The 11,269-nt window shown below is 70.3% G+C and carries 12 protein-coding genes; 7 read left to right on the top strand and 5 right to left on the bottom strand.

Going from position 1 to position 11,269, the window contains the following annotated elements:
• Positions 1 to 89 precede the first annotated feature (89 nt).
• The 4 genes from ACIO1C_RS18865 to ACIO1C_RS18850 all read left to right on the top strand — a co-directional run bounded on the left by ACIO1C_RS18865 (position 90) and on the right by ACIO1C_RS18850 (position 2,544).
• Positions 90 to 1,352: a nucleotide sugar dehydrogenase gene (locus tag ACIO1C_RS18865; protein WP_401864743.1), complete on the top strand. Its 1,263-nt coding sequence runs from the start codon at positions 90 to 92 to the stop codon at positions 1,350 to 1,352.
• Between the two features lie 72 nt (positions 1,353 to 1,424).
• A complete protein-coding gene (locus ACIO1C_RS18860; protein WP_401864741.1) occupies positions 1,425 to 1,622 on the top strand; it encodes a hypothetical protein in 198 nt (65 codons plus the stop codon).
• Positions 1,619 to 1,936 carry a type II toxin-antitoxin system PemK/MazF family toxin gene (locus ACIO1C_RS18855; RefSeq protein ID WP_401864739.1) on the top strand — a complete coding sequence of 106 codons (318 nt, stop codon included), beginning with the start codon at positions 1,619 to 1,621 and terminating at the stop codon, positions 1,934 to 1,936. Before ACIO1C_RS18860 ends, ACIO1C_RS18855 begins: the two co-directional genes overlap by 4 nt.
• 122 nt (positions 1,937 to 2,058) lie before the next feature.
• Complete coding sequence (locus ACIO1C_RS18850) at positions 2,059 to 2,544, top strand: hypothetical protein (protein ID WP_401864736.1); 486 nt, start codon at positions 2,059 to 2,061, stop codon at positions 2,542 to 2,544.
• Positions 2,545 to 2,639: 95 nt separating this feature from the next.
• Here ACIO1C_RS18850 and ACIO1C_RS18845 read toward each other — a convergent pair whose 3' ends face one another.
• The 4 genes from ACIO1C_RS18845 to ACIO1C_RS18830 form a co-directional block, all read right to left on the bottom strand.
• Positions 2,640 to 3,764, bottom strand: a complete 1,125-nt coding sequence (locus ACIO1C_RS18845; RefSeq protein ID WP_327234928.1) for a GuaB3 family IMP dehydrogenase-related protein — start codon at positions 3,762 to 3,764, stop codon at positions 2,640 to 2,642.
• Between the two features lie 103 nt (positions 3,765 to 3,867).
• Positions 3,868 to 5,370, bottom strand: a complete 1,503-nt coding sequence (guaB, locus tag ACIO1C_RS18840) for an IMP dehydrogenase (protein WP_327234929.1) — start codon at positions 5,368 to 5,370, stop codon at positions 3,868 to 3,870.
• Positions 5,371 to 5,502: 132 nt separating this feature from the next.
• Positions 5,503 to 6,078 (bottom strand): sigma-70 family RNA polymerase sigma factor, encoded by a 576-nt coding sequence (locus ACIO1C_RS18835; protein ID WP_161307647.1) that lies wholly within the window; start codon positions 6,076 to 6,078, stop codon positions 5,503 to 5,505.
• Between the two features lie 294 nt (positions 6,079 to 6,372).
• The gene (locus ACIO1C_RS18830; RefSeq protein WP_003948568.1) at positions 6,373 to 6,984 is read right to left on the bottom strand and encodes a response regulator transcription factor; all 612 of its coding nucleotides are present in this window, start codon (positions 6,982 to 6,984) and stop codon (positions 6,373 to 6,375) included.
• A gap of 395 nt (positions 6,985 to 7,379) precedes the next feature.
• Here ACIO1C_RS18830 and ACIO1C_RS18825 point away from each other — a divergent pair, with 395 nt between their 5' ends.
• Positions 7,380 to 7,769 carry a WhiB family transcriptional regulator gene (locus ACIO1C_RS18825; RefSeq protein ID WP_401864733.1) on the top strand — a complete coding sequence of 130 codons (390 nt, stop codon included), beginning with the start codon at positions 7,380 to 7,382 and terminating at the stop codon, positions 7,767 to 7,769.
• A gap of 95 nt (positions 7,770 to 7,864) precedes the next feature.
• On the opposite strand, the gene ACIO1C_RS18820 is transcribed toward ACIO1C_RS18825, so the two are convergent.
• On the bottom strand, positions 7,865 to 8,755 hold the full coding sequence (locus ACIO1C_RS18820; protein ID WP_401864730.1) for a LysR family transcriptional regulator: 891 nt from the start codon (positions 8,753 to 8,755) through the stop codon (positions 7,865 to 7,867).
• An 80-nt stretch (positions 8,756 to 8,835) separates the two neighbouring features.
• Here ACIO1C_RS18820 and ACIO1C_RS18815 point away from each other — a divergent pair, with 80 nt between their 5' ends.
• Both ACIO1C_RS18815 and ACIO1C_RS18810 read left to right on the top strand, forming a co-directional pair.
• Positions 8,836 to 9,603, top strand: a complete 768-nt coding sequence (locus ACIO1C_RS18815) for an MOSC domain-containing protein (protein WP_401864728.1) — start codon at positions 8,836 to 8,838, stop codon at positions 9,601 to 9,603.
• A 138-nt stretch (positions 9,604 to 9,741) separates the two neighbouring features.
• On the top strand, positions 9,742 to 11,256 hold the full coding sequence (locus ACIO1C_RS18810) for a multicopper oxidase family protein (RefSeq protein WP_401864725.1): 1,515 nt from the start codon (positions 9,742 to 9,744) through the stop codon (positions 11,254 to 11,256).
• Positions 11,257 to 11,269: the final 13 nt, after the last annotated feature.

Raw genomic sequence — 11,269 nt, 5'->3', positions numbered from 1 at the left:
TACGCCTAGTCTGACAGTGCGCCTGCCCGTTCTGTCCACACGGGTTGCGTTCACTGTCCACTCCGGTTAAGGGAAGGGCGGCCACCGCCATGCCCGCAGATCTCGCCGTCATCGGACTCGGCCATCTCGGCCTGCCCCTCGCCCAGGCCGCCGTAGCCGCCGGGATCGACACCATCGGCTACGACACCGACCCCACGCCCGTCGCGCGGCTCGCGGCGGGCCACCCCCCGGTCGAGGGCTCGCTGAGCGCCTCCGACATCCGCCGGATGCTCTCGGGGGGCTTCCGGCCGACCACGAACCCGACCGAGCTGGGCCGGGTCCGTACCGCCGTCATCTGCGCGCCCACCCCCCTCGGGGCGGACCGCACCCCGGACCTCACCGCCATCGGCGACGCGGCCCGCGCCCTGGCGCCCCGGCTGCGCCCCAACACCACCGTGCTGCTGGAGTCCCCCGCCGCGCCCGGCACGACCGAGGGCTTCCTGCGCTCCGTCCTGGAAGAGGGCTCGGGGCTCCGCGCCGGACGCGACTTCCACCTCGCGTACTCCCCCGGCCGGATCGACCCGGGCAACCGCACCCACGGCTACGCCAACACACCCAAGGTCATCGGCGGCCTCACCCCCGCCTGCACCGAATCGGCCGCCGCCTTCTACGGACGCCTCACCGACAAGGTCGTCCGGGCCCGAGGTCCGCGCGAGGCCGAGACCGTCAAACTCCTCGAAACGAACTTCCGGCACGTCAACATCGCCCTGGTCAACGAGATGGCCGTGCTCTGCCACGACCTCGGCGTCGACCTCTGGGACGTCATCCGCTGCGCCGAGACCAAGCCCTTCGGCTTCCAGGCGTTCCGCCCGGGACCCGGCGTCGGCGGCCACGGCGTGCCGATGGACCCCAGCTACCTCCCGCACGCGGGCCGTACCCCCGGCCACCCCTTGCGGATGGTGGGCCTGGCCCAGGAGATCAACACGCGGATGCCGCAGTACGTCATCCAGCGCTCCGCCACCCTCCTGAACGAACACGGCAAGTCCGCGCGCGGCGCGCGCGTGCTGCTCCTGGGCGTCACCTACAAGCCGGACCTGGCCGACCAGGAGAGCTCACCGGCCACCGAGATCGCCTGCCGCCTGATGGACCTGGGCGCGGCGGTCAGCTACCACGACCCGTACGTCCCCGACTGGCGCGTACGGGACGTCCCGGTCCCGCGCGCGGACTCGCTCTACGAGGCGGCGGCCAACGCGGACCTGACGGTCCTGCTCCAGCACCACCGCACGTACGACCTCCAGGGCCTCGCGGTGAAGGCGCAATTGCTCCTGGACACCCGGGGGGCGAGCCCGGCGGGGGCGGCATACCGGCTGTGACCCTCAGCAACGACTTCCACGGCGTAAAACAATTGTTGCACAGGCGCTTGGCCGGGCCGTAGAGTCGACACCATGGCAGCGACCATTGGGTTCCGGCCCACAGCCGAGGACGAACGCATCATCCGTACCGCGATGCGCGAAGGCGAGCGCACCAGTGACGTCATCCGCCGCGCGCTGCGCCTCCTGGAGCGGGAAGCGTGGCTCACCCAGGCGCAGGCCGACGCCGAGCGGCTGTCCGACGAGGACGTCTCTGACGAGAACGCCTGGTGATCCGGGGCGCCGTGTACCGGGTGGACCTGGGCAACGCCAAGCGCGGCCACGAGCAGCGCGGCAGGCGGTACGGCCTGGTCCTCAGCCCCAGCGCCATGCCCTGGAGCGTGGCCACCATCGTCCCGACCTCGACCAGTGCCCAACCCGCGATCTTCCGCCCGGAGCTGGACATCGCGGGCACGTCGACCCGCTTCCTCGTCGACCAGATCCGTACGATCGACGTCAGCTTCATCCACGGCGACCCCGTGCATTACCTGGACAGGTACGAACTGGCCCAGGTGGAGCACGCGGTGAGCCACTACCTCGGTATCTGAACCCGAGCGGAGGCCGCGTACCGGCTCTCAAAAGGCCGGGGGAGTGTCGGACCTGACTGCTACTGTCCAGGGCCATTGTGTGCACGTCATGCGCACGACACTTCCCTGGGGGGATTCTCACCATGAGCCAGTCCGTTCCGCCACCCGGCAATCCGTTCGCCGAAGGCGCCGTCCCGCAGGCGCCGTTCGCCCCGCCGCCGCCCGTGCGGAACAACGTGGGCCTCGGCCTCGCGGCCGCCCTGGGCGCCGCTCTGGTCGCCGCCGGTGTCTACGGGGGGATCGTCGGGGCCATCGAGCGCGAGATCGGCTTCCTCGCCATCGGCGTCGGCTACCTCGTGGGCCTCGCCGCCGGCAAGGTCGGCGGCCCCAACCCGGTCCTGCCTGTCGCCGCCGCCGCCCTGTCCCTGGGCGCCGTCTACCTCGGCCAGATCTTCGGTCTCGCGATCCTCCTCGCCAAGGAGGTCAACCTCGGCACGACGGAGGTCCTCCTGGACCACTTCGGTCTGCTGACCGAGGCGTGGAAGGAAGACGCGGACCCCGTGAGTTTCCTCTTCTTCGCGATCGCCGCCTTCGCGGCGTTCTCGGGCGCCAAGAAGGCCGCCTCCTAAGGACGTACGACGAAAAGGGGCTTGCCCGGACCGAGAGATCGGTCCGGGCAAGCCCCTTCATCCGGTCGTCTGGTCGTACGGCCCCGGCGGACGCCTCAACGGCGGTGCTGCGAGTCCCCCACCGCCACCTCGACGCGCTGGAACTCCTTGAGTTCGCTGTACCCCGTCGTCGCCATCGCCCGCTTCAGCGCGCCGAAGAAGTTCATCGACCCGTCCGGGCTGTGCGAGGGGCCCGTCAGGACCTCCTCCGTACTCCCGACGATCCCCAGGTCCACCAGCTTGCCGCGCGGCACGTCCTCGTGGACGGCCTCCATGCCCCAGTGGTGGCCCTTGCCCGGCGCGTCCGACGCGCGCGCCAGCGGGGAGCCGATCATCACCGAGTCCGCGCCGCACGCGATCGCCTTGGGCAGGTCGCCGGACCAGCCGACCCCGCCGTCCGCGATGACGTGCACGTACCGGCCGCCGGACTCGTCCATGTAGTCCCGCCGCGCCGCCGCGACGTCCGCCACGGCCGTCGCCATCGGAACCTGGATGCCCAGCACGTTACGGGTGGTGTGCGCGGCGCCGCCGCCGAAGCCGACCAGCACCCCCGCCGCGCCCGTACGCATCAGGTGCAGCGCCGCCGTGTACGTGGCGCAGCCCCCCACGATGACGGGGACGTCCAGCTCGTAGATGAACTGCTTGAGGTTCAGCGGCTCGGCCGCGCCCGAGACGTGCTCGGCGGAGACCGTCGTACCGCGGATGACGAAGATGTCGACCCCGGCGTCCACCACGGCCTTGGAGAACTGCGCGGTGCGCTGCGGCGAGAGCGCGGCGGCCGTGACCACCCCGGAGTCCCGCACCTCCTTGATGCGCCGGCCGATCAGCTCTTCCTTGATCGGCTCGGCGTAGATCTCCTGGAGCCGGCGGTTCGCGGTCGCCTCCTCCAGCTCCGCGATCTCGTCGAGCAGCGGCTGCGGGTCCTCGTAACGGGTCCACAGGCCTTCCAGGTTGAGCACCCCCAGGCCGCCCATCTCACCGATCCGGATCGCCGTCGCCGGGGAGACGATGGAGTCCATCGGAGCGGCCAGGAACGGCAGCTCGAACCGGTAGGCGTCGATCTGCCAGGCGATCGAGACCTCCTTCGGGTCCCGGGTGCGCCGGCTCGGGACGACGGCGATGTCGTCGAACGCGTACGCCCTGCGGCCGCGCTTGCCGCGCCCGATCTCGATCTCAGTCACGATGTGTGGCCTTTCCCTCTACGTCTGCCGGTCCAGTATCCCCGACGCACCCGTGAGGGGCGGGTCCGGAACCGGACCCGCCCCTCAGGGACACGCTCAATGATCAGTGCTGGTTGTAGTTCGGCGCCTCGACGGTCATCTGGATGTCGTGCGGGTGGCTCTCCTTGAGGCCCGCCGCGGTGATCCGTACGAACCGGCCCTTGTGCTCCATCTCGTCGATGGAGGCCGCGCCGACGTACCCCATGGTCTGCCGCAGCCCGCCGATCAGCTGGTGCAGCACCGCGCCGAGCGGGCCGCGGAACGGCACCTGGCCCTCGATGCCCTCGGGCACCAGCTTGTCGTCCGCCGACACGTCGCCCTGGAAGTAGCGGTCCTTCGAGTACGAACGGCCCTGGCCGCGCGACTGCATCGCACCGAGCGAACCCATGCCGCGGTACGACTTGAACTGCTTGCCGTTGATGAACTGGAGCTCGCCCGGGGACTCCTCGCAGCCCGCGAGGAGGCTGCCCAGCATGACGGTGGAGGCACCGGCGGCCAGCGCCTTGCCGATGTCGCCCGAGTACTGGAGGCCGCCGTCGCCGATGACCGGGATGCCCGCCGCGCGGCAGACCACCGCGGCCTCGTAGATCGCCGTGACCTGCGGGACGCCGATACCGGCGACCACGCGTGTCGTACAGATCGAACCGGGGCCCACGCCTACCTTGACGCCGTCCACCCCCGCGTCGATCAGCGCCTGCGCGCCGTCGCGCGTGGCGACGTTCCCGCCGATGACGTCCACCGGGACGCTCGACTTGATCTTGGACATCCAGCTGAGCGCGTTGCTGTTGTGGCCGTGCGAGGTGTCCACGACCAGGAAGTCGACCCCGGCCGCGACCAGCGCCTGCGAGCGCTCCAGCGCCTCGGGGCTGGCACCGACGGCGGCGCCGACGAGCAGCCGGCCCTCGCCGTCCTTCGCCGCGTTCGGGTACTTCTCCGCCTTGACGAAGTCCTTGACCGTGATGAGGCCCTTGAGGATGCCCGCGTCGTCGACCAGCGGCAGCTTTTCGATCTTGTGGCGCCGCAGCAGATGCATGGCATCTACGCCGGAGATGCCGACCTTGCCGGTGACGAGCGGCATGGGGGTCATGACTTCGCGCACCTGGCGGCCGCGGTCTGACTCGAAGGCCATGTCGCGGTTGGTGACGATGCCGAGCAGCTTGCCCGCGCGGTCGGTGACCGGGACGCCGCTGATCCGGAACTTGGCGCAGAGCTGGTCGGCCTCGGCCAGCGTCGCGTCGGGGTGCACCGTGATGGGGTCGGTGACCATGCCGGACTCGGAGCGCTTGACCAGGTCGACCTGGTTGGCCTGGTCGGCGATGGACAGGTTGCGGTGCAGCACGCCGACGCCGCCCTGCCGCGCCATGGCGATCGCCATGCGGGCCTCGGTGACCTTGTCCATGGCGGCGGAGAGCAGCGGGATGTTCACACGGACGTTGCGGGAGACCAGGGACGAGGTGTCCACCTGGTTCGGCAGGACCTCCGAGGCGCCCGGCAGCAGCAGCACGTCGTCGTATGTCAGCCCGAGCGTCGCGAATTTCTCAGGCACTCCGTCGACGTATGCAGTCATGACACCTTCCCCAGATGGCTTGATCGGTGCGGATGTCCATGCTAACGGGCCGCGCGGACGTCTCATTCCACGGCCACCGCGTGCTCGCTGTCACGCTCACTGTTCCGCCTGCGCGCGCGGTCGCCGTCACGCTCACTGTTCCGCCAGCGCGCGCAGTCTGCTCAGGGCGCGGTGCTGGGCGACCCGTACCGCGCCCGGGGACATCCCGAGCATCTGGCCGGTCTCCTCGGCGGTCAGTCCGACCGCCACCCGCAGGACGAGCAGTTCGCGCTGGTTCTCCGGGAGGTTGGCCAGGAGTTTCTTGGCCCATTCGGCGTCACTGCTGAGCAGTGCCCGCTCCTCGGGCCCGAGCGAGTCGTCGGGACGCTCGGGCATCTCGTCGGACGGGACGGCCGTGGATCCCGGGTGCCGCATGGCGGCCCGCTGGAGATCGGCGACCTTGTGCCCGGCGATCGCGAAGACGAACGCCTCGAAGGGGCGGCCGGTGTCGCGATAGCGCGGCAGGGCCATCAGGACCGCGACGCAGACTTCCTGCGCGAGGTCTTCGGTGAAATGACGCGCGTCGCCCGGCAGCCGGCTCAGCCGCGTACGGCAGTAGCGCAGTGCGAGCGGGTGGACGCGGGCCAGGAGATCATGCGTGGCCTGCTCGTCGCCGTCGACAGCACGATGAACGAGCGCACCGATCACCGTGGTCTCGTCATCGCGCATCGGTCCATGGTGCCTTGACGGCTCCTGATCAGTGGCACCGCGTCCGTAGTTGTGCACCGAAGCGTTATGAGCAGGTGCGGCAGAACTCATCCCCTGCGCCCTCCCCTCGCGCTCGTCCGACTCGTCCCCGAGGAACTCCACATCTTCAAGGATGCGGCATGGCGCGGGAAACGGTGGCGTACGGCCGTACGTTGCCCCGCTCGCACCGGGCTTGTCGCCCGTAAGGGCCCTGTCCACGAGGCGGCGGCGCCTCCTAGGACACGTCTTGGAGGACACGTCCTAGGAGGAGGCGTTCTAGCGCACCAGGCCCCAGCGGAAGCCGAGGGCGACCGCGTGGGCGCGGTCCGAGGCTCCGAGCTTCTTGAAGAGCCGGCGCGCGTGCGTCTTGACCGTGTCCTCGGAGAGGAACAGCTCACGCCCGATCTCCGCGTTGGACCGGCCGTGGCTCATGCCTTCGAGCACCTGGATCTCGCGCGCGGTGAGCGTGGGCGCGGCGCCCATCTCGGCCGAGCGGAGCCGGCGCGGCGCGAGGCGCCAGGTCGGGTCCGCGAGCGCCTGGGTGACCGTCGCGCGCAACTCGGCGCGTGAGGCGTCCTTGTGCAGGTACCCCCGGGCACCCGCGGCGACCGCGAGCGCGACCCCGTCCAGGTCTTCCGCGACCGTGAGCATGATGATCCGGGCGCCCGGGTCGGCGGACAGGAGCCGGCGGACCGTCTCGACACCCCCGAGGCCGGGCATCCGGACATCCATCAGGATCAGGTCCGACCGATCGGCGCCCCAGCGGCGGAGGACTTCCTCGCCGTTGGCCGCGGTCGTCACGCGCTCGACGCCGGGCACGGTCGCGACCGCGCGGCGGAGCGCCTCTCGGGCAAGCGGGGAGTCGTCGCAGACGAGGACGGATGTCATGACCGTCCTCCGCAGCTGATGCGCGTCACCTTGGGCCTCCAGGCTGAGTACATATCGTCACCTGTGCGATTGACGCTCTCGGACATGTGCCCGATCGCTCGTTCTCTCAACCGCCTCGCACATTCAACGATGGTCACTCGAAAGAGTTACGGGTCGGACGACCGACTTCGACACTCCCTGTGAGGACTCGCGCACGCAACAGAGCGGCCCCGACCGCCTGGCGTTCACCCCTAGCCATGCCCCATTTAGCGGCTTTTCTTCACTTTTGATGGTGTCTGACGCTAGATTCACCATGAGTCATATTTACATCTACTTAGATAGTAGATGTACGGTCGTTGTGAGATCGGAAGATCGGCCCGTATCCGCTTCAGTACGGTTTCAAGGGGACATGAGCAATGGCAGATTTCTCCCGCCTTCCCGGACCGAACGCAGATCTGTGGGACTGGCAGCTCCTCGCGGCCTGTCGCGGCGTCGACAGCTCGCTCTTCTTCCATCCGGAGGGGGAAAGGGGCGCGGCGCGAAGCGCGCGTGAGAACTCGGCGAAAGAGGTGTGCATGAGGTGCCCGGTCCGCGCGGAGTGCGCGGCGCACGCACTGGCGGTGCGGGAGCCGTACGGCGTGTGGGGCGGGCTGACGGAGGACGAGCGCGAGGAACTGATGGGGCGGGCGCGGACCCGGCTCGTCTCGGCGTCGCCCTCACCCCACAGCGCGAACAACCACCACGGCAACGCCGGCCAGCACGATCACCACGACCAGCACGACCGCCACGACCACCACGCCGACTGACCGTCGCACCCCGACACCGAAGAAACGTTCCTGCATGCGGCCGGGGCCGACCCGGCGAACCGCGGCCCCGAGGCGCGCGGCGCCCGCGCCGCGCCTCAGCGTGCCGCCGCCAGGACCAACTGGTCCAGCGTGGCGGCGACGGTCGGCACGTGCGCGAGGTCCGGCAGGGTGAGCGCGACGACCTCCCGCTCGACGGACGGCTCCAGCGCGAGCGTCCTGACACCTTCCGTACGGACGGACCGCAGCGCCAGCTCCGGCAGCACGGCCACGCCAAGACCCGCCGCGACCAGGCCGATCACGGCCGGGTAGTCGTCGGTGGCGAAGTCGATCCTGGGTGTGAACCCGGCCCTCGCGCAGGCGTCGACGAGCTGCTCCCGGCAGCGCGGGCAGCCCGCGATCCACGACTCGCCGGCCAGATCGCCGAGTGCGACGGACGCGGCGCCCGCCAGCGGATGGCCCTCGGGGACCACGCCGACGAGCCGGTCCACCAGCAGGGGCTTCACGACCAGGCCGTCCCACTCCGCGGCGGAGCCGCCGTACCGGAACGCCAGCGCCACCTCGCAGTCGCCGTCCCTGAGCATGCCCGCCGAGCGCGGCGGCTCGGCCTCCACGAGGGAGACCCGGGTGCCGGGGTGGGCGGCGCGCAGCGCGGCCAGCGCGGTGGGGACCAGGGTGGAGCTGCCACTGGGGAACGAGGCGAGCCTGACCCGGCCGGCCCGCAGCCCCACGATGGCCGCGATCTCGTCCTCGGCGGCGGTGAGCCCGGCGAGGATGCCCGTCGCGTGCCGTACGAGCACGTCACCGGCCTGGGTGAGGCGCATCTCACGGCCGGTGCGGACGATCAGCGGAGTGCCGGCGGACGCTTCGAGCGCCTTCATCTGCTGGCTGACCGCCGGCTGGGTGCATCCCAGTGCCCGCGCGGCCGCGGAGAAGGAACCGGTGGTGGCCACGGTGCGCAGCACCCGGAGGTGGCGGGCTTCGATCATGTGGCGACTATAAGACACTCTTGGGGTTCTCGCGGGTTAAGGGGTAGAACCTTTGAGGCGGGTCCGGTTAGCTTGCATGCATGAAGCTTCTGACCGTGAATGCGGGCCGGCCGAAATCCGTGGAGTACAGCGACGCGGCGGGCGGTGTCACGGGGATCGACAAGCGGCCGGTCGAGGGTCCCGTGCGGGTGGCGGACCCGGGACCGAAGGGGGTGGGCGCGAGCGGGGTGGGGGGTGACGCGGTCTGCGACCTGCGTCATCACGGCGGTTCTGACCAGGCGGTGTACGCGTTCGCGAGGGAGGACCTGGATTTCTGGGAGCGGGAGCTGGGGCGCCCGCTGAGCAACGGGGTGTTCGGGGAGAATCTGACCACCTCCGGGATAGACGTCAGGAACGCGCTGATCGGCGAGCGCTGGCGGATCGGTCCCGATCTGGTGCTGGAGGCGACGAGCGGCCGGATCCCGTGTCGTACGTTCCAGGCCTGGCTCGGCGAGGACGGGTGGATGAAGCGCTTCACCCACCAGGCCGTCACGGGCGCCTATCTGCGGGTGATCACCCCGGGCGAGATCCGCGCGGGCGACCCGATCGAGATCGTGCACCGGCCGGCGCACGACGTGACGGTCACGCTGGTCTTCCAGGCCGTGACCCTGGAGCGGGAGCTGCTGCCGCGGATCCTCGCCGCCGGCGAGGCCCTGCACGCGGAGAAGTTGAGGATCGCTAAAGAGTACGTCGAGAAATACGGGAGGATCGGTCGCCCCGCGGTCGGGGAGAAGCGCACGGAAGTGCGCGCGGAGGAGGGCGGGGAGACTCCCGGGAGGGACGACGCCGCTCTTGCCAACCAGCCCTGACCTGCGGCTTGTTGGACCCACTCGCACCGGTATACCTGATGCGTAGGGGATGCCCCTGAGAGGGATGCGGGGTCCCTCGGGGGTGGCTGGGGGTGGCCCCCGATGGCCCGCGGCGGCGCCCGCCGGGACGCTCGTCGCATGTCCGGTCTCAAGCGTGTCCTCATCATCCTGACGTCCGTCGCGTTTGTCCTCGCCCTGGCGCTCGGCGGCGGCGCCGCGTGGTTCTACTCCAGCGCCAAGGTGTCCACGGTCGGGCGGGGCGGCTTCCGCAACGAGTTGGCGGTCCCCCCGCTCGCCGGATCCACCGTCGCGGCGGACGGCACCCGCGTCTTCGACCTGCGGATGCGGGCCGGTACGACGGAGTTCAAGGACGGGCAGAAGACTCCCACCTGGGGCTTCAACGGGAGTTATCTCGGGCCGACGCTGCGGGCCGAGCGCGGCGAGAAGGTACGGGTCCGGGTCACGAACACGCTGGACGAGGCGTCCAATGTGCACTGGCACGGCATGGACCTGCCCGCCCGGATGGACGGAGGCCCGCACCAGATGGTCGCGCCGGGGAAGACCTGGTCGCCGCGGTGGACGGTCGACCAGCCGGCCGCGACGCTCTGGTACCACCCGCACCCGCACGGCGAGACCGAGGACCACGTCCAGCGGGGCCTGGCGGGGATGTTCATCCTTGACGACCAGAAGTCCCGCACCCTCGCGCTGCCCAAGAGATACGGCGTGGACGATCTGCCGGTCATCGTGCAGGACGTGAAGTTCGACGGGGCCCGGTTCGACCACGGGCACGGAGTGGCCCAGAGTGTCGGGTTCCTCGGCGACCGGACGATGGTGAACGGCACGCTCGACCCGTACCGCGTGGTGGGGGACGAGCAGGTACGGCTCCGGCTGCTCAACGCGTCGACCGCGCGGACGTACAACTTCGGCTTCGACGACAGCCGCGCCTTCTCGCTCATCGGCACCGACGGCGGGCTGCTGGAGCAGCCGGCGCGGATGGACCGGATCCAGTTGTCACCGGGCGAGCGGGCCGAGATCGTGGTGCGCGTGCGGCCGGGTGAGCGGACCGTCCTGCGCAGCTTCCCCCTCGATGTCGGCATGGACTTCGTCAACCAGCGCTTCAACGGCGGCGACGACACCTTCGACGTCCTGGAGCTGCGGGCCAAGTCCACGCTGCGCCCGTCGCCCGACCTGCCCGCCAGGCTGGGGAAGCTGGAGGTGCCGGACGGCAAGGACGCGGTGCGCGGGCGGTTCTTCGACCTCAAGCTCTCCGGGATCAACGGCCGTCGGATGTCGATGGGCCGGATCGACGAGACGGTCACGCGCGGCACGACGGAGACCTGGACAGTACGGAACACGAACGGGATGCCGCACAACTTCCACGTCCACGGCGTGCAGTTCAGGGTGCTCAGCGTGAACGGGCGGGCCCCGGAACCGGCGCTGCGCGGGGCGAAGGACACCGTGTTCGTCCCGAACGGCACCACGGTGAAGCTGGCGATGCGCTTCGAAGGTCCGGCCGATCCCCAGGCCCCGTACATGTTCCACTGCCATCTCCTCCTCCACGAGGACCAGGGAATGATGGGCCAGTTCGTGGTCGTGGAGAAGGGGCAGAAGGCGGGCCGTCCACCCCTGGAACACGCCCATCAGGGCCACTGACCCAGGCGCTAAC

Source organism: Streptomyces sp. NPDC087420, assembly GCF_044744165.1.
GTDB lineage: Bacteria > Actinomycetota > Actinomycetes > Streptomycetales > Streptomycetaceae > Streptomyces.
This window is presented reverse-complemented; position numbering and strand designations above follow the sequence as displayed.